At 69.9% G+C, this 24,401-nt stretch carries 25 protein-coding genes, 1 tRNA gene and 1 pseudogene; 16 read left to right on the forward strand and 11 right to left on the reverse strand.

Annotated features, from left to right (window positions below; translation table 11 throughout):
* The first annotated feature begins 12 nt into the window (after positions 1-12).
* The 4 genes from ACQP2X_RS32815 to ACQP2X_RS32830 are packed head-to-tail and all read left to right on the forward strand — an operon-like array spanning position 13 to position 2,303.
* A complete protein-coding gene (locus ACQP2X_RS32815; protein WP_498688515.1) occupies positions 13-642 on the forward strand; it encodes a dienelactone hydrolase family protein in 630 nt (209 codons plus the stop codon).
* Positions 618-1,289, forward strand: coding sequence for a phosphoribosyltransferase (locus ACQP2X_RS32820; protein WP_498688516.1), 672 nt, complete (start codon positions 618-620; stop codon positions 1,287-1,289). Before ACQP2X_RS32815 ends, ACQP2X_RS32820 begins: the two co-directional genes overlap by 25 nt.
* Positions 1,290-1,307: 18 nt before the next feature.
* Positions 1,308-1,757 carry a hypothetical protein gene (locus tag ACQP2X_RS32825; protein ID WP_498688517.1) on the forward strand — a complete coding sequence of 150 codons (450 nt, stop codon included), beginning with the start codon at positions 1,308-1,310 and terminating at the stop codon, positions 1,755-1,757.
* A 15-nt stretch (positions 1,758-1,772) separates the two neighbouring features.
* A complete protein-coding gene (locus tag ACQP2X_RS32830; protein ID WP_498688518.1) occupies positions 1,773-2,303 on the forward strand; it encodes a hypothetical protein in 531 nt (176 codons plus the stop codon).
* A 25-nt stretch (positions 2,304-2,328) separates the two neighbouring features.
* On the opposite strand, the gene ACQP2X_RS32835 is transcribed toward ACQP2X_RS32830, so the two are convergent.
* The 3 genes from ACQP2X_RS32835 to ACQP2X_RS32845 all read right to left on the reverse strand — a co-directional run bounded on the left by ACQP2X_RS32835 (position 2,329) and on the right by ACQP2X_RS32845 (position 3,252).
* Positions 2,329-2,697: a plasmid mobilization protein gene (locus ACQP2X_RS32835; protein WP_498688519.1), complete on the reverse strand. Its 369-nt coding sequence runs from the start codon at positions 2,695-2,697 to the stop codon at positions 2,329-2,331.
* Positions 2,694-2,951 carry a hypothetical protein gene (locus ACQP2X_RS32840; protein WP_498688521.1) on the reverse strand — a complete coding sequence of 86 codons (258 nt, stop codon included), beginning with the start codon at positions 2,949-2,951 and terminating at the stop codon, positions 2,694-2,696. The genes ACQP2X_RS32835 and ACQP2X_RS32840 overlap by 4 nt, the downstream gene beginning before the upstream one ends.
* Before the next feature lie 207 nt (positions 2,952-3,158).
* Positions 3,159-3,252: transfer RNA gene (locus tag ACQP2X_RS32845), tRNA-Sec, on the reverse strand.
* A 40-nt stretch (positions 3,253-3,292) separates the two neighbouring features.
* Here ACQP2X_RS32845 and selD point away from each other — a divergent pair.
* Both selD and ACQP2X_RS32855 read left to right on the forward strand, forming a co-directional pair.
* Positions 3,293-4,285, forward strand: coding sequence for a selenide, water dikinase SelD (gene selD, locus ACQP2X_RS32850; protein ID WP_498688523.1), 993 nt, complete (start codon positions 3,293-3,295; stop codon positions 4,283-4,285).
* Between the two features lie 34 nt (positions 4,286-4,319).
* On the forward strand, positions 4,320-4,721 hold the full coding sequence (locus tag ACQP2X_RS32855) for a MerR family transcriptional regulator (protein ID WP_498688525.1): 402 nt from the start codon (positions 4,320-4,322) through the stop codon (positions 4,719-4,721).
* A gap of 143 nt (positions 4,722-4,864) precedes the next feature.
* Here the strand turns inward: ACQP2X_RS32855 and ACQP2X_RS32860 are convergent, their stop codons facing one another.
* The 4 genes and pseudogenes from ACQP2X_RS32860 to fdh all read right to left on the reverse strand — a co-directional run.
* Positions 4,865-6,262 carry an IS1380 family transposase gene (locus tag ACQP2X_RS32860; protein WP_498688527.1) on the reverse strand — a complete coding sequence of 466 codons (1,398 nt, stop codon included), beginning with the start codon at positions 6,260-6,262 and terminating at the stop codon, positions 4,865-4,867.
* 102 nt (positions 6,263-6,364) lie between these two features.
* On the reverse strand, positions 6,365-7,291 hold the full coding sequence (gene nrfD / locus ACQP2X_RS32865) for an NrfD/PsrC family molybdoenzyme membrane anchor subunit (RefSeq protein ID WP_498688529.1): 927 nt from the start codon (positions 7,289-7,291) through the stop codon (positions 6,365-6,367).
* Entirely contained in the window at positions 7,288-8,196 is a 909-nt protein-coding gene (locus ACQP2X_RS32870; RefSeq protein ID WP_498688532.1) for a 4Fe-4S dicluster domain-containing protein, read from the reverse strand. Before ACQP2X_RS32870 ends, nrfD begins: the two co-directional genes overlap by 4 nt.
* A gap of 10 nt (positions 8,197-8,206) precedes the next feature.
* Positions 8,207-11,407 (reverse strand): annotated as a pseudogene (gene fdh, locus ACQP2X_RS32875) (formate dehydrogenase); the annotation flags it as partial.
* A gap of 51 nt (positions 11,408-11,458) precedes the next feature.
* Between fdh and ACQP2X_RS32880 the strand changes: the two are divergent.
* Both ACQP2X_RS32880 and ACQP2X_RS32885 read left to right on the forward strand, forming a co-directional pair.
* Positions 11,459-11,692 (forward strand): hypothetical protein, encoded by a 234-nt coding sequence (locus ACQP2X_RS32880; RefSeq protein WP_498688534.1) that lies wholly within the window; start codon positions 11,459-11,461, stop codon positions 11,690-11,692.
* A 9-nt stretch (positions 11,693-11,701) separates the two neighbouring features.
* Positions 11,702-12,433: a hypothetical protein gene (locus ACQP2X_RS32885; RefSeq protein ID WP_498688537.1), complete on the forward strand. Its 732-nt coding sequence runs from the start codon at positions 11,702-11,704 to the stop codon at positions 12,431-12,433.
* On the opposite strand, the gene ACQP2X_RS32890 is transcribed toward ACQP2X_RS32885, so the two are convergent.
* Complete coding sequence (locus ACQP2X_RS32890; RefSeq protein ID WP_498688539.1) at positions 12,434-13,744, reverse strand: TIGR04013 family B12-binding domain/radical SAM domain-containing protein; 1,311 nt, start codon at positions 13,742-13,744, stop codon at positions 12,434-12,436.
* Positions 13,745-14,101: 357 nt separating this feature from the next.
* On the opposite strand from ACQP2X_RS32890, the gene ACQP2X_RS32895 reads away from it, so the two are divergent.
* From ACQP2X_RS32895 to ACQP2X_RS32930, 8 genes are read left to right on the forward strand one after another with little or no spacing between them, the layout of a single operon-like run.
* Entirely contained in the window at positions 14,102-16,207 is a 2,106-nt protein-coding gene (locus tag ACQP2X_RS32895; protein WP_498688542.1) for a tetratricopeptide repeat protein, read from the forward strand.
* A 40-nt stretch (positions 16,208-16,247) separates the two neighbouring features.
* Entirely contained in the window at positions 16,248-16,592 is a 345-nt protein-coding gene (locus ACQP2X_RS32900) for an ArsR/SmtB family transcription factor (protein WP_498688544.1), read from the forward strand.
* The gene (locus ACQP2X_RS32905) at positions 16,589-17,044 is read left to right on the forward strand and encodes an SRPBCC family protein (RefSeq protein WP_498688548.1); all 456 of its coding nucleotides are present in this window, start codon (positions 16,589-16,591) and stop codon (positions 17,042-17,044) included. Before ACQP2X_RS32900 ends, ACQP2X_RS32905 begins: the two co-directional genes overlap by 4 nt.
* Positions 17,034-17,429, forward strand: a complete 396-nt coding sequence (locus tag ACQP2X_RS32910) for a DUF6069 family protein (protein ID WP_498688549.1) — start codon at positions 17,034-17,036, stop codon at positions 17,427-17,429. The genes ACQP2X_RS32905 and ACQP2X_RS32910 overlap by 11 nt, the downstream gene beginning before the upstream one ends.
* 48 nt (positions 17,430-17,477) lie before the next feature.
* On the forward strand, positions 17,478-18,188 hold the full coding sequence (locus tag ACQP2X_RS32915) for an ABC transporter ATP-binding protein (RefSeq protein WP_498688552.1): 711 nt from the start codon (positions 17,478-17,480) through the stop codon (positions 18,186-18,188).
* Positions 18,185-19,480 carry an FtsX-like permease family protein gene (locus ACQP2X_RS32920; protein ID WP_498688553.1) on the forward strand — a complete coding sequence of 432 codons (1,296 nt, stop codon included), beginning with the start codon at positions 18,185-18,187 and terminating at the stop codon, positions 19,478-19,480. The genes ACQP2X_RS32915 and ACQP2X_RS32920 overlap by 4 nt, the downstream gene beginning before the upstream one ends.
* 41 nt (positions 19,481-19,521) lie before the next feature.
* Positions 19,522-20,709 (forward strand): sensor histidine kinase, encoded by a 1,188-nt coding sequence (locus ACQP2X_RS32925; protein WP_498688555.1) that lies wholly within the window; start codon positions 19,522-19,524, stop codon positions 20,707-20,709.
* A 1-nt stretch (position 20,710) separates the two neighbouring features.
* Entirely contained in the window at positions 20,711-21,355 is a 645-nt protein-coding gene (locus ACQP2X_RS32930; RefSeq protein WP_498688556.1) for a response regulator, read from the forward strand.
* Here ACQP2X_RS32930 and ACQP2X_RS32935 read toward each other — a convergent pair.
* Genes ACQP2X_RS32935 through ACQP2X_RS32945 form a run of 3 tightly spaced genes read right to left on the reverse strand, consistent with a single transcriptional unit; the run spans position 21,350 to position 24,300 of the window.
* The gene (locus ACQP2X_RS32935) at positions 21,350-22,852 is read right to left on the reverse strand and encodes a tripartite tricarboxylate transporter permease (protein WP_498688558.1); all 1,503 of its coding nucleotides are present in this window, start codon (positions 22,850-22,852) and stop codon (positions 21,350-21,352) included. The two genes, ACQP2X_RS32930 and ACQP2X_RS32935, sit on opposite strands and share 6 nt — an antisense overlap.
* Positions 22,852-23,292 carry a tripartite tricarboxylate transporter TctB family protein gene (locus tag ACQP2X_RS32940; protein WP_498688559.1) on the reverse strand — a complete coding sequence of 147 codons (441 nt, stop codon included), beginning with the start codon at positions 23,290-23,292 and terminating at the stop codon, positions 22,852-22,854. The genes ACQP2X_RS32935 and ACQP2X_RS32940 overlap by 1 nt, the downstream gene beginning before the upstream one ends.
* The gene (locus ACQP2X_RS32945) at positions 23,293-24,300 is read right to left on the reverse strand and encodes a tripartite tricarboxylate transporter substrate-binding protein (RefSeq protein WP_498688561.1); all 1,008 of its coding nucleotides are present in this window, start codon (positions 24,298-24,300) and stop codon (positions 23,293-23,295) included.
* Between the last annotated feature and the right edge of the window lie 101 nt (positions 24,301-24,401).

The following is a 24,401-nucleotide window of genomic DNA, read 5'->3' on the forward strand; positions in this document are numbered from 1 at the left end:
ATTCCCGGGGGCATGGCCACCGTGACGCACGAACGCACGTTCAACGCGGCCGGCACCGAGCTGGCCGGGGACCTCACGCTGCCCGACGACGCGTACGGGCTGGTGCTGTTCGCCCACGGCAGCGGCAGCTCCCGGCACAGCCCCCGCAACCGGGCCGTCGCCGCCCACCTCAACCGGCACGGCCTGGGGACGCTGCTCACCGACCTGCTCACGCACGACGAACAGGACCGGCGCTTCGACATCGGATTTCTCGCCGACCGGCTGATCGGCCTGGTCGACTGGGCCGTCGCCACGCCCGGCCTCCGCGACGCGCCCATCGGCTTGTTCGGCGCCAGCACCGGCGCCGCCGCCGCGCTGGTCGCCGCCGCGGCCCGCCCCCGGCCGGTGCGGGCGGTGGTCTCCCGCGGCGGCCGCCCCGACCTGGCCGGCCCCGCGCTGATCCAGGTGACAGCGCCGACGCTGCTGCTGGTCGGCGGGAACGACCAGACGGTGATCGAGCTGAACGAGGAAGCCCGCAACGCCATGACGGTCACCGCCGAGCTGCGCCTCGTGGCCGGCGCCACCCACCTGTTCGAGGAGCCGGGCGCCCTCGACACGGTCGCCGAGGAGGCCGCGACATGGTTCGCGACACACCTCCGCTGATCTTCGAGAACCGCGACGGCGCCGGCCGCCAGCTGGCCGACGCGGTGGCCGCCCAGCTTCCGCGCCACCCCGGCCCGGCCCCGCTGGTGCTGGCCCTGCCCCGCGGCGGCGTGCCCGTCGCCGTCCACGTGGCCGCCCGCGCCGGCGCCGAGCTGGACGTGGTCATCGCCCGCAAGATCGGCGCACCCGGCCACCGCGAGTACGGCATCGGCGCCATCGCCGAGGACGGCCCACCGGTCTTCGACGAGTCCGCCCTGGCGTCACTGGGCCTGTCACCGTCCGACCTGTCGGCCACGGTCGCCGAGGAGCGGGCCGAACTGGCCCGCCGCACCGACAAGTACCGGCCCGGCCGCCCCGCCCCCGACCCCACGGCCCGCGAGGTGGTGGTCGTCGACGACGGCCTGGCCACCGGGGTCACCGCCCGGGCCGCCCTGCGCTGGTTGCGGGGCCGCCACCCGGCCCGCCTGATCCTGGCCGTCCCGGTCTGCGCCCCACAGGCCCGGGACGCCCTGACCGGCGACGCGGACGCGGTGATCTGCCTGAGCGCTCCACCGGAGTTCCGCGCGGTGGGCGAGTGGTACCACGACTTCACCCAGCTCACCGACTTCGACGTCGCCCGCGCCCTGCGAGGTTTCGCCCCCACGTGACCGGGCAGACCTTCAGGCATGCGTACGGGCATCCTCGCCGGCGCCGCAGCCGGCGCCGCCGGCACCGCGGCCCTGAACGCCGCCACCTACCTCGACATGGCCCTCCGGGGCCGCCCGGCCAGCCCCACTCCCGAGGATTCGATAGAGGCCCTGCCGGTCTCGATCCCCGGCGACCCGGAAACCCGCGACCACCGGGTGTCCGGCCTGGCCAGCCTCTCCGGCATAGCCACCGGCGTGGCCATCGGCGCCACGTTCGGCCTCCTGCGCCGCGCCGGCCTGCGCCCCGGACCGCTGGTGGGCAGCGCCTTGATCGGCGCCACCACCATGGCCTCGACGAACGCGTCGATGATCGCCCTGGGCGTCACCGACCCCCGGAACTGGTCGCTCACCGACTGGCTGAGCGACGCCCTCCCCCACCTGGCCTACGGCACTGTCACCGACGCGGTACTGAGAGCACTCGATCGCTGATAAGATCTGCCCACAATGGAGCAGACGCTGTTTCGCACCCGCCCCGCCCTGGCTCCCGTCGTGACGTTCGGCGTGTTCGCGCTGGCGCTGGCAGCGGCCCTGGTGGCCCTCAGCCTGATCTTCGATTTCTGGCCCGGGCTGGACGCCGACTTCCTGTTCATCGCGGGCTTCCCCCTGCTGACGATCCTCACCGGCAGCCTGCTCACGGCCCGGCGCTGGCACCAGAACCCGGAGTGGGTCCGAGTTTCCGACGCCGGCATCGAGCTGGCGAACGGAACCGCCCCGGTCTTCATCGCCTGGACGAACGTGGCCACGGCCGAGGTGCACCGCCCGGCCCTGACCACGGTGCTCGACGTCATCCCGATCGACCCGGCACAGGTGACGAGCCCCGCGCCACACGGCACAGTCCCCGCGTGGCACCAGCTACCGTCCGGCCCCGGCTTCCGCATCCAGGTCGGCCACCTGCTCCCCGGCCCAGGCCCGCTACGCCGAGCCCTGTCACATCACGCCCCCCAGCGGGCCCAGCCGGGAGCCGCGTCCACCTGACAGCCCTTCAGCGCCTCCCGCCTGGCTACGCCGGGGGCTGCTTGACGCCGCTGGCACCTATGACGTTGACGAATTCGGCGGCCACACTGGAAATCGCCGCTACGAGATTTTGGAGTTGACCCGCATCTCGGCGCAACCGCTCAAGGTCCACCGCCTCCTGACTCGATGCGGCCGAAAGCGCAACCTGGCGAATGAAGGCAGAAACTGAGAGGCCGATCCTTGCCGCGCCGGCACGAATGACCGCGGCTTCCTCGGCGGAAACCCTGACCGAGAACATGACATCGAGTTTTGCCGGACTCCGGCTCGACACAGGCTCGCCGACGAGATCATGCCGCTCGGAGTAGTAGAACTCGGCGAGCTCCTCCTGGCTCATTTCCTCCGGCTGCTTGCTCACGCGCCCACCTCCCATGCAGTAATCGGCCGCACTACAGCATCGGCAGGACGCCATTCGACAACCACGACCACGGCCCTGCCGCCGCGGGTGAGACCGGTTGCCAATAAATCGCCGCTGCGTCCTTTCTTATTTCGATTATATTCCGGCCCACCGGTCAAAACTTGATCTATTTCATCGGCCGAGACGCCGTGCCTCGTGGCGTGCTCGAGATTTTGTTCATCCCACTCGATGTGTTCTGGCCATATTTCAGGCACAGCTCGCCTCCGCGCGTGTCATACACACTACCCGTCGTGTCATACAGACGCTACGACGAACGCGATGAGAGGTCAGTCACTCACCAGGGTGACCGAAATTAGACATTTTACGTTTTTGACGCGTAAAAGACCGGTTGAGCGGTCTTCTCGACATCGCGACGGCGGCTGCGGATGGTAAGTCAGCATCGCGCGGGGGAAAGCATTCCAGCGGAGGCGGACGGGAATCGAACCCGCCTGGCCCGGATGCCGGGCCACACCAGTTTTGAAGACTGGGAGGGGCACCAGCCACCTGAACGCCTCCGCCGCGAGCCTATCGGGTCGGTTCGTGCCAGAGTGGGCGGGTGACTCGTCTGACGCAGTACGCGCACGGTGGTGGCTGTGCCTGCAAGATTCCGCCGGGGGAACTGGAAACCGTCGTGGCCGGGCTGGTGGGGGCCAAGACGCCGGAAGGGCCCGGGGAGCTGCTCGTCGGGCTGGACGACGGGGATGACGCGGCCGTGGTGAAGATTGCCAACGGGACCGCCATCGTCGCCACCGCTGATTTCTTCACGCCGGTGGTGGATGACGCGTACGACTGGGGCCGTATCGCCGTGGCCAACGCCCTCTCCGATGTCTACGCCATGGGCGGCACGCCCGTCGTCGGTGTCAATCTGCTGGCCTGGCCCCGTGAGGTCCTTCCCATGGAGCTCGCGGCCGAAGTGCTGCGCGGCGGGCTCGATGTCGCGGCCCAGGCCGCCTGTCACGTGGCCGGTGGGCACAGCGTCGATGATCCTGAGCCCAAGTACGGCATGGCGGTCACCGGCGTGGCCGATCCGGCTCGGCTCATGCGCAACGACGCCGGGAAGCCGGGTGTGCCGTTGACGCTCACCAAACCGCTCGGGATCGGGGTGCTCAACAGCCGGCACAAGGCCACCGGTGAGGTCTTCGCCGAAGCCGTCGCCGCCATGACCACGCTCAACGCCGACGCCTCGCGCGAAGCCCTCGACAACGGCGTCGTCTGCGCCACCGACGTCACCGGGTTCGGGCTGCTCGGTCACCTGCACAAGCTCGCCCGTGCCAGCGGTGTGACCGCCCGGATCGACGCCTCCGCCGTTCCCTACCTCGACGGGGCACGGCAGGCCCTGCGGGACGGGTACGTCAGTGGGGGGACCCGCCGCAACCTCGACTGGGTGCGGCCGCATCTGGAGACGGCTGTCGACGAGGACGAGCTCCTGCTGCTCGCCGATGCTCAGACCTCGGGCGGGCTGCTCGTCGCCGGTGAGGTGCCGGGCTATCCGATCATCGGGGAGTTAATGGCGGCGACGGACGGGAAGACCGTCACGGTAACCGCTTGACTTCGAGTGCACTCGAAGGGGGAAGCTGGGAGCCATGGCGAACGGACTCACAGTAGGCGAGGTCGCGGACCGGGTCGGGCTCACCGTGCACACGCTGCGGTGGTACGAGCAGGAGGGCCTGGTCGATCCGGTCGAGCGGGACACGGCCGGGCACCGGCGCTACAGCGAGGCCGACCTGGGCTGGCTGCAACTGCTGATCCGGCTGCGCTCGACCGGGATGCCGGTGCGGGACATGCGGCGCTACGCCGACATGGTGCGCGCCGGTGACGAGACCGTCGGCGACCGGTTGCGGCTCTTCGTCGAGCACAAGGAGCGGGTGCTGGCCCGCATCGCCGAGTTGCAGGGCGACCTGGCCATGCTCGACATCAAGATCGAGATCTACGCCGAGCTCGAACGCCAGCAACAGGACGCTTCAGTCGGCGCGGCGGCGCTCTAGCCTCGGTCTTTCACTTGGGCGTCGGTTGATAGCTAGTCTTCGATGGATACTATTTGCGCGTTTGGCGTTGTTTTGTTGGCATGGTGATGGCCCGGCGCGGGCCGGGTTCCTCCGTGTTGCTGGTCGGGGCGAGAGACGCTGGGTCAGCCGGTGGGCCGTGGTAGTGCGGCGAGCTTGCTGAATGCGCTGGTCAGAGCGTCGGTCCAGGGCCAGCCTGCGGCGATGGCGAGGCGGGTTCGGCGGGCGGTGCGGGTGATCCGGGCGGCGACGTGCAGCAGCCGGTAGCGCAGTTTCTTGGGTTCGGCGGCCGCGAGGTCGCCGTCCAGGAGCAGGGTTTGGGTCCAGGCGAGTAGGTCGATGCCGGTCAGGGCGAGTTGCAGCCAGGCCTGGTTGATCGCGAAGTGTCGGGACGGGAACCGGCCGAAGCCGGTGTTCTTGCCGCAGCGGATGCGGTCCTCGACTCGAGCGTGAGCTCGGTGTCGGGCCTCCAAGTGCTGGATGCTGCCGTGGCCGGGCGGGGTGTCGGTAGCCACCATCTGGTGCCGCCAGCCTTCGATGGTGTCGAACAGCGATAGTTGAGCGCCGGGGTGCGGGCGTTCCCGCCGGATGAGGAACCGGGTGCCTTCCGGCCAGCCGGCCGCCTCGAACAGGCCGGTGATCTCGCAGACCTCGGCGCCGTCACGAAGGTCCCCGGCGGTGTCGACGGCGGGGATCCAGCCGGTCGCGGCCCGGATCGCCGCCCGGACTCCTTCGGTGATCGCGGCGCCGACACTGAATCGGATGTCCAGGTGCTGCTCGCGCAAGGCCCGGATGTGGGCCAGGAAACCGTGGCTGGAACCGGCCGAATCGCTGCGCAGCAGGATCGCCGTGCCGTAACGGTGTGCGTCAGGGATCTGGGCGAGGGCCTGGTCGAGCACGGTGATGTGATCGGCGGTGGTGTTCGATCCGGCCCGGCCTTCACGCAACATGCCGGCCAGGGCTTCGCCGGTGTTGTCCAGGAAACACAGCAACGGGCGGAACCCGAACGTTTTCTTCCAGGTACGGGTCGCTGATTCCTTCTCGGAGTGACAGATCACGATGCTCGCGTCGATGTCCAGGACCAGCCCGTCGACCGGCTGGCCGGCCACCATCGGCTGGGGCAGGTCGCCGCGGACCTCGGCATGCTGGGCCCAGGCGATTTCCCGGGCGTGGGCCCGGGCGGACCGTAGTTCGGCCAGCATGGTGTCGTCGAGCTGCGACAGCAGCCGCCACGCGGTCGGGTCAGAGGCAACCGGCCCGAACAGGTCCGGCTGATGGCGCAGGACTGCCAGGTCAGCGATGGCCTCACCGCCATCGGCGAGCATCACGGCCAAATCGGTCGCGATCCGGCCCGGATCGTGACCGCGCTGCCGCTGCCGCAACCCCGACAGCGCGAGACTGAACGCGCTGGTCAACCCTGTTACGTCGGCCAGATCGGCGAGCAGCCGGGCACCGGCGTGACCGACCACGCCCCGCCCGCCACCGGTCACCGCGATCTTCGGACGTGTTGCGGTAGCCTTCACCCAGCAAGTGCCTTCCGTGACAGGAAACTCGGACCCTCAGCAAGTCCTATTTTCCCTGATCAGAAGGCACTTCTTCATTTCCGGCCCAGTCCTTGGACACCCTTAACGAAGGGCCGAGGCTAGCCTTTCCCGCTGCGGCACGACCGTATATTTCGGGTCCTTGGCCGAGGCCACCCCGGCCTCGAACACCCCGAAGCGGGTCAGGGCCGAGCCGGCCAGCAGCGACAGACCGGACAGGGCCGACACCACCCGCGACCGGCGGCCCAGCACGGCGCCGACCGCCCCGGCCGCCGTGAGCAGGCGGGCCGCCTTCAGCAGCGTTCCCGGGCGGCCCTGCCGGTAGGGCTCGCTGAGCAGGCCGTGCCCGTGCTCGACCCGGTGGCCGGCCACCAGCTCGATCCCGGCGCCGAGCACCGCCATCCGCCGGGCCGGGCGGCCGGGGGCGGCGATCAAGCCCACGCCGGCCCCGCTGGCCAGGGCGCTGCCCGCGAACATGAACGGCAACTCCGGGTGGACCGCGTGCCAGCTCGGCACGGCGGTGTCGGCGAAGAGCACCGCTGTGTACGTCGCCAGCGCTGGAGCGAGCGCAGCGGCGCCGTACCCCGCGGCGTCGCCCACCGGTGGCAGCACCCGCCGCAGGAAGCGCGACGGCAGCAGCGGCGCGAACTCGGCCGCCCCGGCCACCGCCGCCACCCCGCCGAACGTGGCCAGCACCCACGTGCCGACCGACATGGGCGAGGTCGGCTTGGCCACCCGCAGCATGTGGTGGAAGCGTTCGGGCCGGCCCAGGTCGATGATCAGGAAGTACGTGCTGGCGCCCAGGGCGCCGAGCGTGGTGATCCGCCCGGCCCGGCGCAGCGCCGTGTCGCCGGTGGCCGCGCCGCCCGCCGCCAGCAGCGACGATCCCGCGGCCAGGCCGCCGGTGAACAGGTACGCGGCGATGTCGTGGGTCCACACCGGCGGGCGGACGATCGGCCGCCCGTAGTAGGACTCGAACTCGGCCTTGGGGACCATGGAGCGGTCTTTCACCCACGCCTCCCGGCGAACGCCACGACGGCCGACGCGGCCATGGCCAGCGCGGCCAGGCCGGCGCGCTTCCACATCTTCGGCAGGTCGCGGGTGGCCACGATCGGGTCGGGCGGCAGGCCGTACACCTCGGGCTCGTCGAGCAGCAGGAAGAACGCGCCGTCCCCACCGACGCCGTTCTCCTCGTCGTGCCCGTAGAGCCGCGCGGAAGAGACGCCCTGCTCCTGAAGGTCGGCGACGCGCTGGTCAGCCCGCGCTCGCAACTCGTCGAGAGGACCATACTGAATGGACTCGGTGGGGCAGGCCTTGGCGCAGGCCGGCGTCAGCCCGTCCCCGATCCGGTCGTAACAGAGCGTGCACTTCCAGGCCCGCCCGTCTCCCTCGCGGCGGTCGATCACGCCGTAGGGACAACCCGAGACGCAGTATCCACAGCCGTTGCAGATGTCCTGCTGCACCACGACAGTGCCGAACTCGGTCCGGAACAAGGCGCCCGTCGGGCACACGTCCAGACACCCGGCATGGGTGCAGTGCTTGCACACGTTCGACATCATCAGCCAGCGGAAATCGGACGTGGGGCCCGGCGACGCCTTGCCCGGCAGATCCGACGTCGGCATTCCGAGGAATTGCGGGCCGGCGGTGTCGCCGAGGACGTCCCCCGTGACCGGCTGCTCGATGAACGCGACGTGCCGCCACGAGTTCGCTGACAGGCCGCCCGTGTTGTCGTACGACTGACCCAGAAGGTTGAAACCGTCGTCCGGGACCGCGTTCCACTCCTTGCACGCGACCTCGCACGCCTTGCAGCCGATGCAGACCGACGTGTCGGTGAAGAAGCCCATGCGCGGCGGCGCGTCGACGTAACCGGCGTCGGCCGCCGGGTCGATCGGGCCGTACAGGCTGTTACTTCCCACTCTCGTCCTCCAGCCCGGCGCGCCGGCGGTAGTCCCGCACGTACGCCAGCAGGCCCGGCCCGGCGGGCCGGCGACCGGCCCGGATGTCGCACGTGCCGACCTTGCTCTCCTGGATGAGCACGTTCGGGTCCAGGGTGATGCCGATCAGGTCGTTGGCCGAGTCGCCGGTGACCACGCCCTCGCTGCCCCAGTGGTAGGGCATCCAGAGCTGGTGGACGGTACGGCCCTCGATCCGCAGCGGTTTCAGCCTATCGGTGACCATGACACGCGCCTCGATGGCCGCCCGCGCGGTCACAATGTGCGCCCAGCCCATGTGGGTGAGGCCGCGCTCCGCGGCCAGGGCCGGTGAGACCTCGACGAACATCTCCGGCTGCAGTTCCGAGAGGTACGCCAACTGGCGGCTCATCCCGCCGGCCGTGTGGTGCTCGGTGAGACGGCTCGTGCTGAAGACGTACGGGAACACCTCGGCGTGCCGATCGGGCGCGCTGGGGTTGGTCAGGTTGTCGCTGCGGTCGTACACCTTGCGGGTCGGGTTGGCCTGCTGGCCGTAGAGCGGATTGCTCACCGCGGACTCGGCCGGCTCGTAGTGCGTGGGCATCGGGCCGTCGATGAGGCCGCTCGGGGCGTACAGCCAGCCCTTGCCGTCGCCCTGCATGATGAACGCGTCGTCGCCGGAGATCGCCTCGACGCCGGCGGCGCCCTCGGGTGGGCGGTAGGACGGCGGCTTGGTCTTCTCGAAGTCGGGGACGTCCTCGCCCGTCCACTCCTGAGCCGCGTCGTCCCACCAGACGTACTTCTTGCGCTCCGACCACGGCTTGCCGTCGGGGTCGGCCGAGGCCCGGTTGTAGAGCGTGCGCCGGTTGGCCGGCCAGGCCCAGCCCCACTCGGGGGCGACGTAGTTCTGCTCGCTGCCCGGTTTGCGCCGCGCAGCCTGGTTGACGCCGTCCTTGTAGACGCCCGTGTAGATCCAGCAGCCGCCGGAGGTGGAGCCGTCGGGCTTCATCTCGGTGAACGAGCTCAGCAGCTTGCCGCTCGTGAGGTCGTACCCGTTGATCTCCTTGAGGACGAGCTCGGCGTCCGGCTCGTCCGTGGAGCCGTACTCCCACGTCAGGTTTTGAATGGCTTTGTCTCGCGATTTGTCGGAATCGGCGAGCCTGGCCCGGAGGCGACGGCCGAGATGGTAGAAGAACCAGAGCTCACTCCGGGCGTCGCCGGGCGGATTGACCGCCTTCTCGCGCCACTGGAGCAACCGCTGGGTCTGGGTGAACGTGCCCTCCTTCTCGACATGCGAGGCGGCCGGCATGAAGAAGACCTCGGTCTTGCACTGCTCGGGCACGATCTCGCCGGTCTCCACCTCGGGGCCGTTCTTCCAGAAGGTGGCGCTCTCGATCATGAAGAGGTCGCGCACCACGAGCCAGTCGAGGTTGGCCATGCCGAGCCGCTGCGCGCGACCGTGGGCCGAGCCGACGGCGGGGTTCTGCCCGAGCAGGAAGTACCCCTTGATCTTGCCGTCGATCATGTCCAGGACCTGCTGGTACGTCCCGTGGTCGCCGGTCAGGCGGGGAAGCCAGCCGTATCCGTAGTCGTTCTCCTCGGTTGCCGCGTCACCCCAGTACGACTTGAGCATGCTGACCGCGTACGACTTCGCGTTGGCCCAGAAGCCCTTCTGCTCCGGATGCCGGATCGCGTCGATCCACTGGTCGAACGTCTCGTGCTGGGTGAAGTGCGGCATCGGCAGGTAGCCGGGCAGCAGGTTGAACAGCGTCGGGATGTCGGTCGAGCCCTGGATGCTGGCGTGCCCGCGCAGCGCCATCACACCGCCGCCGGGCCGGCCCATGTTGCCCAGCAGCAGCTGGATGATGGCGCCGGTCCGGATGTACTGCACGCCCACGCTGTGCTGCGTCCAGCCCACCGAGTAGACGAGCGCGGTCGTGCGCTCCCGTCCCGAGTTCGCTGTCCAGGCCTCGCAAACCTCCAGGAACTTCTCTTGGGGTACGCCACATAGCCGCTCCACGACCTCAGGCGTGTAGCGGGCGTAGTGCCGCTTGAGGACCTGGTAGACGCAGCGCGGGTCCTGCAAGGTCGGGTCACGCGGCACGTCGGCCGGGATGGGCGGCCCGTGCGACTCCTGCTCGAGGCCGGACGCGGTCTCGCGGTCGACGTGGGACTCGCCCTCCTCCTGACCCTCGTCCTGCTTGCCCGCGTACTGCCAGCTCGACTGGTCGTACGCCCGGGTCTCGGGGTCGAAGCCGGAGAACAGCCCGTCCAGGTCCTCGGTGTCCTGGAACTCCGCACTGACGATCATGGACGCGTTGGTGTACGCCAGGACGTACTCCCGGAAGTCCTTCTCGTTCTCGAGAATGTAGTTGATCACACCACCCAGGAACGCGATGTCGGCCCCGGCCCGCACCGGCACGAAACTGTGCGCGAGCGCGCTGGTCCGGGTGAACCGCGGATCGACGTGGATGATCTTCGCGCCACGCTTCTTGGCCTCGATCACCCACTGGAAGCCCACCGGGTGCGCTTCCGCCATGTTCGAACCCTGGATGATGATGCAGTCGGCGTTGGCCAGATCCTGGAGGAATCCGGTGGCCCCGCCACGGCCGAAGGAGGTTCCCAGACCGGGAACGGTGGCGGAGTGTCAAATACGGGCCTGGTTCTCGATCTGGATGGCGCCGATCGCGGTGAAGAGCTTCTTGATCAGATAGTTCTCTTCGTTGTCGAGCGTCGCGCCGCCCAGGCTCGAGATGCCCATGGTGCGGTTGAGGGGACGCCCGTCGGCGTCGGCGTCCTCCCAGGTCTGCTCGCGCGCGGCGAGCACCCGGTCGGCGATCATGTCCATGGCCGTGTCGAGATCGAGAGATTCCCACTCGGTCCCGTACGGCTTGCGGTAGAGCACTTTCTGCTGCCGGCGGTCCGTGGTGACCAGGCTCTTGCTGGCCGAGCCCTTGGGGCAGAGCCGCCCCCGCGAGATCGGGCTGTCCGGGTCGCCCTCGATCTGGACGACCTGGCCGTCCTTGACGAAGACGCGCTGCCCGCAGCCGACGGCGCAGTAGGGGCACACGGACTTGGCGACGGAGTCGGCCGTCTCGGTGCGGGCGGTGAGCGCCTTGGACCGGTCGGACTGCGCGGCGGCGCCACGCCCCAACGGGTCGGTCCCGGTCAGCTGCCGGTAGACCGGCCAGCCCTCGATCCAGGTCCGAACTCCCACGAGTCAGACCTTAACCCCCACCATGAAGATCCGCACGTGATACTGGAGCCGATGGTCCCGCCCGACAATCCCGTGATGCGCCGCTGCCCCCGCTGCGGCCATCTGACGCGCGCCGACCGCATGGTCAAGGGCTTCGGCCGCGACTGCGCCACCCAGCTGGGCCTGACCGGCCGCTCGGTCGACACCGGCCACGAAGGCCCCGACCTTCTCGATTACCTTCGCGAACAGACGGAAGAGGAAGACGCCTGCGACGGCTGGGACCGTCCGGCCGACCGCGCACTGTAAGGTGCCGTCGTGTTCGCGCCCGCAGAGCAGGTCATCGATCTCATTCTTGGCGACGCCGCCCGCTCCACGCTCCCCTTCGCGGAGGGGACGGGAGACCGGCAGCACGCCACCGCCTTCTGGTACAACCACCTGGTCGAGAACACCGCCGAGCGCGAGGTGTACGTCCAGTTTCTGCTGACGGCCGAGGCCGTGACCTCTTTCGACACGGCCACCTGGACGATGCGGCCCGATCTCGCCGATCCCGCGCCGAGCGCCACGAACGTCCTGATGACCGACTTCGCCGCCGGCTGGAAACGCCTTCCGCGCCTCGGCGTCGCCGCCATGCCGGCGGTGCACCTGCACGAGTACGCCGACCGCAAGGGCTGGCGCTGGACCACCGACGAGATCACCGACGGGCTGGCCGCGCTCGAGGGGGACGTCGCGACGATCGGGCGGACGCCCGTGCCGGCGTACGTCCTCGGTCATGACGCCGGCGACCAGCGCGACCAGGTCGTGCTGGTCGGCTCGGCGGGCGTGGACACCCGGGGGCGACTGCGCTGGACCGCCACGATGCCGCCGGGCTGCGTCGGCGCGCCGGTCTTCACCGACATCCCCCGCGACGACGGAAGCTCCAAGCTGGTCTGTCTCGGCCTCGTCCTGCCCGGCGACAAGCACAACGAGATCGCGTCCTTCGACCGGATCCGCCGGGAGATCGCCACATTGCTTCCCCGGCCGGGCCGCCGCTGGTGGAAGCGGGGCTGACTACTCCACCGGCACTTGCGGCAGCAGGGTCCGGCTACGGCCGGGCCGGGGGTACGCCTCGGCCGCCGCGGCCAGGCGCTGCGCATGATCACGCTGCCGCTGCCAGTGGCCGTAGAGCGCCCCGCGCTGCGACAGCCGGTCGACCTCGCTGATCGTCTCCGGGGCGACATCACCGGCCGGCGCGTCCCGCCACGGCGTGCCCGGCAGCGGCATGAAGGTGTGGGCGTGGATGCGGGCGCCCAGATCGGCCAGCTCCCGGGCCAGCCCCAGCGAGGCGTCCACGTCACCCTGGTCCTCCCCCGGCATCCCGAAGATCATGTCCACGTTGATCTGGAAGCCCTCCTCGACACCGAGACGCGCGGCCCGCCGCACCTCTTCGACGCCGTGGCCCCGTTTGGCCGCGCCCAGCACCCGATCGGAGCCGGACTGCGCGCCCACGATGATGTTCTTGTTGTCGCAGTACTTCTTGACCAGCCGCAGAGCCTCCCGGCTGACATGCTCGGGCCGGATCTCACTGGGGAAGGACCCGAAGAACACCCGCCCGTTCGGCCCGATCCCTTCCCGGCAGGTGGCCAGCAGCTCCTCGACCGCGGCCAGGTCAGGCTCCTCGGTCTGGCTGCCATAGCTCATGGCGGTAGGCGTGATGAACCGGACGTCACGGAGCCCGCGCTCCCGCATCCGGTCCACATGCCACCGAACGTTCTCCACGCTGCGGTGGCGAAACTTCGCGGAGAACATGAACGGCGTCTGGCAGAACCGGCAGGCGTAGACACACCCACGGGTGATCTCGAGAGCGTTGAACCGCCCCCACTTGAGCGCGAACCCTGGGAAGTCGTTGAGGTCGCGCTGCTTGGCCTTGCCGCTCCGCTTCACCTCACCGGTCGCGTCCCGATAGGCCAGACCGGTGATCCCCGCGGGGTCACCCTTCGCGTCGACCAGGCTGAGCAGAGTGGACTCCCCTTCCCCGATCGCCGCCATGTCCCACCCCGAGTCCAGCGTCTGCACCGGCTCAGCGGTCGCGTGCACCCCACCGGCCAGATGAGTGACGTGAGGCCCATCAGCAAGCGCACGGATCTGCCGCAGTTCCTCGGCCAGCGCCGCCGCGTCGGGTGAATAGAACGACCACAGCACCAGAACTCGCGTATCACCGGCTGCCCGAATGTGCTCGGCCGTGGCCTCGACCGTCTCACCGAACCGCACCTCGTACCGTGTGGCAGTCTCGTGCTCGCCGAGCGCTCCGAGCAGCACATGAAACCCGTACGTCACGGCTTTGCGGTAGCGCAGAACCACCACCAGGTCCAGATCACTCACCCCGCGATTCTGCCAGCCGTACCCGCCAGGCGCGACTAAGCATGCCGGCGACTCCGGGAAACCGCATTCGGATCGCCGTCGCGTAATTCGACGGGGAATTGCTGAATTCGGGAATGAACGCGGCACCCGGGTATGCGTCCACAGCGGCGGCGCTGACATACACTGCTGTGACGTAGTAGCACCGCCACGCGCGGGGAGGCGTTGCTGATGACGGGTGATACCGGATCGACGCCCGCTCGTGGGCGACGTATCGCCGGCCGCGCCCGCGAGATGCGACTCATAGCCTCCACACTGGCCTCCGAGGACCACCGGATCATCTGGCTCCACGGGGTCGGAGGCGTCGGAAAGAGCGCGCTTATGCGCGCGGCGCTCGCGAGCATTCCCCGGGACCTCTGCATCCTGCTGGATGAAAGCCACGTGAGGGTGGTTCCGGCCGACGGAAGAGTGTTGATCGGCCAGGCGGCGGCACAACTGCGGGACAGCGGTGTGTCGATCGGGAACTTCGCCAAGTCGCTGACCAGATTCGAGTCGATCATCGAAAGGCTCTCCCAGGACGACACCGAGTCGATCGGGCGCATGGCGCATCTCTTGGCGGTCGGTGGCAAGGTGGCGGCAGTGGCAGGTGGCGTGGGAGCGGCCACCCACGCCATCGATCCGATCTTGGAACCATTGAAAACACGAGCCTCGCAATCCTGGGCGCAGGTGCGGGCGGCACACCGCTTTCGCGGATCCGAGGAGGAGCGGCTGACCGTCGACGACCCGCTCAAGATGCTCACGGACGCCTTGGTCGCGGACATCGCGGCCGGAGTGCGCCGACGGGGATGCCGCTTCGTACTGGCGCTCGACACATACGAGCAGACGGGGCCGGTATTCGATCATTTCGTGATCCAGTACTTCCTGCCGAGCCTGGATGCCGCCGAGGTTCCGTTTCACGTGATCGTCGCTGGACGGCAACCACCCGATCATCATTCGCGTGACTGGCTCAATCGCTGGAACGCGGAGATCGCAGCGGTCCCGATAGCCGAGTTCTCGGCCGGCGAAATCGCGGAGTACCTTCAATTCTGCTGCGATGGAAGTCCCGTTCCGGTCGCCGAGATCCAGGAAAGACTCGGCGGACTGCCATTGGTCCTGGAGCGCTGGCGGATAGCCGGCATGCCGCCGCTCGAAGGACTCTCCGGAACCGCGGAATCAATCTTCAATCGATTCACACAATGGCTTCAGCCGGCCGACCGAAGCGCACTACTGGCGCTTGCGGTGCCCTCATGGGTGGATGAAGATGTGGCACTGGCGCTCGTTCCCGGCGTACCGGACGCCTACGACCGTCTCATCGGCGACGAGACCCTGTTCAAACGTCGATCGGTCGGCGGCAGCACGATGCGGGAGCCCTTGCGGACCTCGACGCTTCACATTCTGGCGAGCAGACCCACATTCATGGCCCAGGTGGGCGACCGTTACGCGGAGCACCTCATCGCGCGGCTCAAGCGCCACGTGAAGGATCTCGAAGACGGCGGTGTCCTCAACACACAGGCGAGGCGTTCCGCGACTTCGGCCGTGTTCGACCTTCTCCGGTGGCACAGCGAACCCGCCTCCATCCGCGCGGAGTTCACCGAGGTCGTCCTCGCCTGCGCCTACCTGAACACCGAAGATCTCGACCTCGTGCCGGCCGACGTCCGCAGTGATCTCTCCCTTGTCGTGCAAACCGCCCGCAGCTGTGCCCGAGGCGAGTCGGCCGCCGCAGCGGAAGCCGTGCGAAAACTCGCACAATCTTCGAACGACAACGCTCGCTATTACGCCCTCCTGCTCGCCTGCACCTGTTTCCGGCGAACAGGAAGGCTCACCCGATCGGATCAGGTCGGCCGGGAGCTCATCGCCTTGCGCCCGTCGAAGTATGCCTACGTGGAGGCGGGGCTGACCAAGATGCTGCTGGGGCGCTATCAGAAAGCCGCGGATCACTTCGATTCCGCCCTGGCCATCGATTTCAGCTTCGCGCCCGCCTGGGCTTGCAAGGGCGAGCTGGAGCGACAGCAGGGCCGTTGGCAGGACTGCGCCTACAGCCTGGAGATGGCGATCCTCTCCGGCAACGCTCCCGACTACGTCTATGCCGAACGAGCGGATGCCCTTCTCAACCTGGGATTGGTGGAGGAGGCATATGCGAGCGCCCAGCACGCGACGACGGCGAACCCCGCCGACTACTGGAATCACGCCATCCTGGCCACCGTGCTCGAGGCCGCCGGCCGGGCGGATGAGGCGGCCGAGCGGTTCGGGCTCGCCTCGAATCTCTGCACCGACGACTACTCACGCGCGTGCGTCGCGGCCCTCCGGCGAGATTTCGCCGAGGCGCTTCGGCTGCTCGCCATAGCCCTGCGGGACGGGGTTCGGAGCCGTGACTGGGCCAAGCACGACCCCGACTGGAGAGACCTGGCGGCGGATCCGAGATTTCGTGAGCTGATCGCGAAGAGGTAGCTCGTTGAACCTTGCGGTTCAGTGTCGTATGGTGAACCGCATGGTTCAGCAAGCGGTTCTCGATCGCGTGTTCGCCTGTCTGGCCGATCCGGTGAGGCGAGGCGTTCTTGTTCGGCTCGGGGAAGGGCCCGCGACCGTCGGGCAGCTGGCCGGGCCGGCCGAGATGAGCCTGACCGGCATGAAGAAGCATCTGCGGGTGCTCGAAGAGGCCGGCCTCATCGTGACCGAGAAGGTCGGGCGGGCCCGGCAGTGCCGGCTCGCCCCGGCGCCGCTGGATGACGCCATGGCCTGGATCAGCTTCTACCAGCAGCTCTGGGCCCGGCGCCTGGACGGGCTGGACGTCTACTTCACGCTGCGCGACAGCGGAAAGGAACCGGATCGATGACGCTTGACATGCGAGTGACGCGACAGCTGCCGGCGACGCCCGAGGAGGTCTTCGACGCGTACACCGACGCCGAGAAGCAGAAGATCTGGTTCACCATCCTCGACGAGCAGCCGGGCATCGTGGAGATCGAGGTCGACCTGCGCGTCGGCGGGCAGCAGACCGCCGTCTGGGGTCCCAGCCCCGACGTGCTCTTCCGCGAGACGCAGACCTTCGTCGAGATCGACCGTCCGCACCGGCTCGTCACCGACTCGGTCGGGTCGAGCCCGGACGGGACCACCATGGCCACCCGCATCGAGATCACCTTCGAGGCGCGGGACGGCGGCACGCTGATGACCGTCGTGCAGAGCGGCTTCCCCGTGCCCGAGGTGCGCGACTTCTTCGTGGGCGAGGTCTGGGCCGGCGCCTTCGACCGCATCGCGGCCTTCCTGAAGGCGACGGCCGATGCGCCTTAGGATCGTCCTTCTCAGTGTGGTCGGCGCGGTCATGGTCAATCTCTTTCTGTACGCCGCGGGCCGCGCCGCCGACGGCACCTTCCGCTTCACCTCGGCGGGCGAACAGGCCGAGGTGGACGCGCTTACCGTCGTCGGCTTCACCGCCGTCCCACTGCTGCTCGGCCTGACCGCCGTGGCCCTGCTCGGCCCCTGGGCCGCCCGCGCCGCGCTGGTCGTGGGCCCGCTGCTGGCGGTCGCCACCGTCCCGCTGATGACGCTGCCCGCCGACTTCGACACGGCCAGCACGATCGCCCTGGCCCTCTGCCATCTGACCCTGGTCCCGATCGTCGTGCTCGCCGTCCGGGCGCTGCGCGGCCGGGTTCGGTTAACCGCCCCCGTGAACTAGCGCCAGCACCGATGCCCCGCACCCCGGCTGGACGCGAGGCTCGGTGGCATGGAGAACGTGTTGGCACTCGAGGATGTGGCCCGCAAGTTTCCGCGCGAGATCGTCGCCCTTCGTGGGGTTTCACTGACCGTGGGGGCCGGGGAGTTCGTGGCCGTCATGGGGGCCACCGGATCGGGCAAGAGCACCCTGCTGCACTGCGCCGCCGGGCTGGACCGGCCCACGTCGGGGTCGGTCCGGCTGGCCGGGCGGGAGGTCAGCCGGATGCGGGAGGGGCCGTTGACCCGGTGGCGGCGCGATCGGGTCGGCTTCGTCTTCCAGTCCTACAACCTGTTGTCCGAGCTGACCGTGGCCCAGAACCTGCGGCTGCCGGGCCGGCTCGGCGGGCCCCGGCGGCGCGACGTCGGCGAGGTGCTGGCGGCGGTGGGGCTCCCGGCGACAGAGCGGCGGCCGGTGGGTGAGCTCTCCGGCGGGCAGCGGCAGCGGGTGGCGATCGCGCGGGCGCTGATCACCGGGCCGTCGGTGATCTTCGCGGACGAGCCCACGGGGGCGCTCGACCCGGCCACCGGCGGGCAGATCCTCGGTCTGCTGCGGCGCGCGGTCGACCGGGACGGCGTGACCGTCGTGATGGTGACCCACGATCCGGGGGCCGCCGCCTGGAGCGACCGCCTCGTGCTGCTGCGCGAAGGCACCGTCACCGCCGACACCGCCACCCCCGATGCCGCCACGATCGCCGACCGGCTGCGGAAGGTGGCGGCGTGATCCGGCAGGCGCTGCGGCGCAACCCCTGGTCGTTTCTCGGCCCGTTCTCCACCCAACTGCTAGCGGCGGCCCTGGTTGCCGCCGGGCTCGGCATCAACGCGTCGATCGGCCGGGCGCCGTGGGCCGCCGGCGGGCTGGCCGACGTCGCCGTCATCTTCATCATGGTCGCCATCTATCTGTCGATCATCATCGTGGGCGTGACGATGAGTGCGACCATCGCCCAGCAGGCCCGGGACATCGCCCTCGTACGAGCCATCGGCGCCACCCCGGGCCGGGTGCGCCGCGCGGTGGCGGCTCAGGCCGCGATCGTCGCCGTGCCCGCCACCCTGGCCGGGGTGCCGCTGGGCGCGCTCGGCGGCCGCGCCTGGATCGACGGGGTCGTCGCGCACGGTCTCGCCCCGGCCGCGGTCACCTTCCACGCGAGCCCGGCCGCCCTTCCCGTCGCCCTGGCCGTCACGGTCGGCACGTCGCTGGCCGGTGCGTTGATCGCGGCGATCCGGCCGTCGCGGATCCGGCCCGCCGCCGCACTGGCCGAGTCGGGTGTCGCCCGGCGGCGGATCGGTGTCGTACGGACCGTCGCCGGTCTCGTTCTGGTCGCCGGTGGCACGGGACTGTCGGTGGCGATCGCCGATCTGGACGCGGAGACCACCGACCAGCTCGGGCTGATCGTCATGCTCGCCCTCTGCGTCGGAGCCGGTCTGCTCGGCCCGGCCCTGCTCAAGGTGGCCGCGCGGGCCGGGCGGTTGTTCGGCGACACCGGGCGGCTGGCGGGAGACACCATTGATGTACGAGCCAGAGCGCTTTCGGGCGCGTTGGTGCCGCTCACCCTCGCGATCGCCTTCACCGCGGTCAAGGTCGTCATCCTGAAGACCACCGAGCACACGACCGGCACGGGCCCGCCCGCCGCGGACCGCTGGCTCGAATATTCCGGCACGGCCGTCTACGTGGGGTTCGCGGCCGTGGCCGCGGTCAACACGCTGGTGACGGTGGTGCTGGCACGGCGCCGGGACCTCGCGGTGACCCAGCTGGCCGGGGCGACAAGGGGGCGCGCGCTGCGGGTCGTGATCTGCGAGGCTCTCCTCGTGACCGGAACAGCCTTGGCGGTCGGCGCGGCGGTGGCCGCGACGACGACGCTGCCCTTGCTGCACACCGCCCTGGGCACATGGACCCCCTGGGTGCCGGCGAGCTGGGTGCTCGGCGGCGTTTTCGGCACGGCGGCCCTGGTGCTGACCGGCACCGTCCTGCCCGCGGCGCTCGCCATGCGCCGCCCGCCGATCGAGGTCGTCTCCTGAGCAGAGTGCCGCCCGCCGGGCCGGGTCATCTCCTGTGGAGGGTGCTGACGGCCTGGGCCAGCGGGCGGGCCTGGCGGGAGCTGGCCTACGTGGTCAGTGGCGTTTTCGTGGGCCTGCTGCCGTTCGTCCTGGCCCTGGCCGGCATCGTCGCCTCCGTGGCGTCGGTGCTGACCGTCGGCCTGCCGCTGCTGGTCGGTGTGCTGGCCTTGGCCCGGCTCACGCCCCGCTGGTTCCGGGGCCCGGCCCGCCTGGTGCTCGGCTGGGAGTGGGGCAACCCTCCCCCGTTGACGGCCCGGAGCCGGTGGGGCCGGATCCGGGCGCTGCCGAGTGATCCGGCGGCGTGGCGGGCTCTCGGCTACAGCCTCGCCCACTGGCCCGTCATGGTCGCGGGGGCCTACGCGGGGCTGGCCGGTGTCGTTCTCGCCCCGATGGCCCTCACCTATCCCCTGTGGTGGCTGCTCGTCCCCCATCGGTTCTTCGACAACGACTCCTGGGGCAGCACATGGTGGATCGCCTTACAGGGCTTGGCCATCCTGCTGGTGACGCCCTGGTGGTTGCGGCTGATAGTGCTGATCGAGGGCGTCCTCGTACGAGGCCTGCTGCATCCCAGCCGCGCGCAGCAGCGCATCGCCGACCTCGAGGCGGGCCGGGTGGCCCTGCAATCCGACGCGGCCGCTCTGCTGCGCCGGGTGGAACGCGATCTGCACGACGGCACGCAGGCCCGGTTGGTCGCCCTCGGCCTGACCCTGTCCCGCATCGAGGCGCGCACCGAGGACCCGTTGGTGGCGGACGCCCGTAACGCGATCACCGAGGCGCTGGCCGAACTGCGCGACATCGTCCGGGGCATGCATCCGCCGGCTCTGGACGACGGCTTGGAGGTCGCTCTCACCACGCTGGCCTCGCGCAGCGCCGTGCCCGTCGAGGTGACCGTGTCGCTGCCGGAACGCCCGCCGGACGCGACCGCGTCGGGGCTGTACTTCGCGGTGGCCGAGCTGCTGACCAACGTCGCCCGGCACTCGGGGGCCACGCGGGTCCGCGTCCAGCTGCGTTCCGAGGACCGCCGCCTGTGCCTGACCGTGATCGACAACGGCCGCGGAGGAGCCACGAGGACCGGCAGCGGAACCGGTCTGGCGGGGCTCGCCCGGCGGGCCGCGGCGCTCGACGGGGAACTGATCGTGGACTCGCCGCTCGGTGGGCCGACGACCGTGACCATGATGATCGGAGGCTGACGTGCGTGTGATGATCGCCGAGGACAATCCGCTTCTGCGGGACGGCATCGCTCTGCTGCTCGGCGAGCACGACTTCGACGTGACCGCCGCCGTTTCCGACGCTGAGGCGCTGCTCGAGGCCGTCGCCGCTGATCCGCCGGATGCCGTCGTCGTTGATGTGCGCATGCCGCCCACGCACACCGACGAGGGGCTTCGCGCCGCGTTGGCGATCAGGAGCTCGTACCCCTCAATCGGGGTTCTGGTCTTTTCCCAATGGGTCGAGACCGGTTATGCCCGCCGCCTGCTGTCGGAGAACGCCGGCCATGTCGGCTATCTACTCAAGGACCGGATCGTCAGCACCGGCGAGTTCATCGGCGCCCTGCGGCGGGTGGCCGGCGGCGGCACCGCGCTCGACCCCGAGGTCGTCCGCCAGCTGCTGGCCACCCCCGCCGTCGACGCCGGGCTGGCCCGCCTCAGCGACCGCGAGCGCGAGATCCTGGCCCTGCTGGCCGAGGGACGGTCCAATGTGGCCATCGCGGAACACCTGCACGTGGTCGAGCGCAGCGTCGAGAAGCACGTCACCGCCATCTTCACCAAGCTCGACCTTCCGCAGGCCCGCACCGACCACCGCCGCGTCCTGGCCGTCCTGCGCTACCTGCGGTCATGAATCCTCCGCGAAGACCACCTCCCGCCGGCGGCGGATCACCGGGAGCGCCGCGATGATCAGGGCCGCCGCCGTCAGGGCCAGCAGGGAAGCCGAGATCGGGCGGGTCAGGAAGACCGACGGGTCGCCGCGGGAGATGATCAGGGCTCGGCGCAGGTTGTCCTCCAGCAGCGGGCCCAGCACGAAGCCGAGCAGCAGGGGGGCAGGCTCGCAGCCGCATTTGATCAGGACGTAGCCGAGGACGCCGAAGACGGCGATGGCGTAGACGTCGAACGGGTTGAAGCTCAGCGAGTACGTCCCGATCACCGCGAACAGCACGATCATCGGGAAGAGCACCTGGTACGGGATGCGCAGCAGCCGTACCCAGACGCCGATGAGCGGCAGGTTCAGCACCAGCAGCAGCGCGTTGCCGATCCACATCGAGGCGATCAGGCCCCAGAACAGGGCCGGCTCGTCGTTGATGACATTCGGGCCGGGGGTGATGCCGTGCACGATGAACGCGCCGACCATCAGCGCCATCACCGGGTGGGCGGGCAGGCCCAGGGTGAGCAGCGGGATGAACGACGTCTGGGCGGCCGCGTTGTTGGCCGACTCGGGGCCGGCCACGCCTTCGATCGCGCCGTGCCCGAACTCGTCCGGCCGGCGGGAGAGACGTTTCTCCACCGCGTACGAGGTGAACGAGGCCAGCACGTGACCGCCGCCGGGCAACACTCCCAGCGCGGCGCCCAGGCCCGTGCCGCGCAGGATCGGGCCGCGGGAGCGGCGGCGGTCCTCGCGGGTGGGCCAGACCTTCCCGACGGCCGCGATGGCCGAGCCGCCGCGCTCGTCCTCCAGGTTGCGCAGGATCTCGGCGATGCCGAACATGCCCACCGCGACCGAGACGAAGTCGATGCCGCCGTAGAGCTCGCGCTGGTCGAGCACGAACCGGGGCGTGCCCGTGTAGATGTCCTGCCCGACCGTGCCGAGCAGGACGCCGAGCGCGATCATGGCCAGGGCCTTGAGGGCCGAGCCGCGGGCCAGCGCGATCGAGATGATCAGGCCGAGCAGGACCAGCGAGAAGTAGTCGGCCGGGCCGAACTTCAGCGCCACGGCGGCCAGCGGCGGTGCGGCCACGGCCAGCGCCACGGTGGCCACCGTGCCCGCGAAGAACGATCCGATCGCCGCGACGGCCAGGGCCGGGCCGGCTCGCCCTTGGCGGGCCATCTCGTGGCCGTCGAGGGCGGTGACCGCGGCCGACGACTCGCCGGGCAGGTTGATCAGGATGGCGGTGGTCGAGCCGCCGTACTGGGCGCCGTAGTAGATGCCGGCCAGCATGATCAGCGCCGTCACCGGCTCGAAGCCGAAGGTGATGGGCAGCAGCATGGCCACCGTCGCGGTCGGTCCGATGCCGGGCAGCACGCCGACCGCCGTGCCGAGCAGCACGCCCACGAAGCAGTAGAGGACGTTCTGGACCAGCAGCGCCGTGGAGAAGCCGAGGGCCAGATTGTCGAAAAGGTCCATCAAAAACCCCACAAGGGGGTACGGAGTTGGAGCCCGGCCACGAAGATCAAAGTGGCCGCGGCGGTCAGCCCGGCCGCCACGAGCACGGCCGTCAGCAGGCGCACGTGCTTGCTGGCCAGCGTCGTGAGCAGGGCCGTCACCGCCGACGTGGGCACGAATCCGAGGCGCCGGACGAAGACGCCGAAGAACACGATGGCCACCACGATGAAGGCGACCGCCCGCCACGGCACGGCGCCGAACGGCTCGGGAGACCCGGCGATCAGTCCCTTGACGACGATGGCCAGGCCCAGCACGGTCACGATCGCGCCGGCCAGCAAAGGGAAATATCCGGGCCCCATCTGCAGCGCGGTCCCCCGGTCGTAACCGAGGGACCCCACGATGAACGCGCCGCCGATCAGGGTGAAGATCCCCCCGGCCAGCACGTCCGGAAAGGACCGCATCTACGAGGCCTGGACGCCGGCGTCGGCGATGACCTTCGACCAGGTCGTCAGCTGCTCGGTGAGTTGGGTGCGGTGCGCTTCGGGTGTGGCGTCGGCCGCCGAGACGGGCGCGGTGCCGAGCTTGGCCATCTGGTCGATGACGGCCTGGTCGGCCAGCGCCTTCTGCAGGGCGCCGGTCAGCTTCTGCACGACTTCCGGCGGCGTGCCGGCCGGGACGTACAGGCCGTGCCAGACGCTGACCTCGAGCTGCGGCATGCCGGCCTCGGCCGTGGTGGGCAGGTCGGGCAGGCTCTTCACCCGCTCGGGGGTGGTCACGGCGTACGCCTTGACCTTGTCGGCCGAGATCTGGCCGGTGGTGTTCGTCGTCTGGTCGCACATGAAGTCGACCTGGCCGCCCACGAGGTCGGTCAGCGCGGGCCCGGTGCCCTGATAGGGGACCTCCTGGAGCTTGACCCCGGCCGCCGACTGGAAGAGCAGGCCGCACAGATGGGAGGCGGCGCCCCGCCCGGCGTTGGCCAGTGTCACCTTGGCGGCGTTGGCTTTGACGTACGTCACCAGATCGGCCAGCGTGGCCGGCGGGAAGTCCTTGCGGGCGACCACGGTCATCGGCACCTCGGTGACGAGGCCGACCGTGGCGAAGTCGTCGAGCGGCTTGTAGCCCAGGTTCTTGTAGAGGGCGGGCGCGGTCGACATGCCGATGTGGTGCATGAGCACGGTGTAGCCGTCGGGCTCGGCCCGGGCCACCTGCCCGGCGGCGACGGTGCCGCCGGCGCCCTCGACGTTCTGCACGACGATCTTGCCGCCGAGGGCCGCGGCCATCGGCTCGGCGATCATCCGGGTCACGGTGTCGGTCGGTCCGCCGGCACTGAACGGCACGACGAAGGTGATGTTCTGGTCGGGATATCCGGCAGCATCGCCGCCGCCGTCACTTCCGCCGTCGCCGGAGCAGGCGGCGGCCAGAGAGACGGTCATCAGAGCGGCGATGGTCCACGATCGGTTCGGCGTCATGGCGCGATCTCCCATCGGTCGTTGTCGATGACCGTAGGGGCTGCGTCCGGATGATCACCAGGGGTAGCGGCCCGGCTGTCGCCGAACCGCTACCCCGTTAT

This window comes from Actinoplanes sp. CA-131856, from assembly GCF_050956135.1.
GTDB lineage: Bacteria > Actinomycetota > Actinomycetes > Mycobacteriales > Micromonosporaceae > Actinoplanes.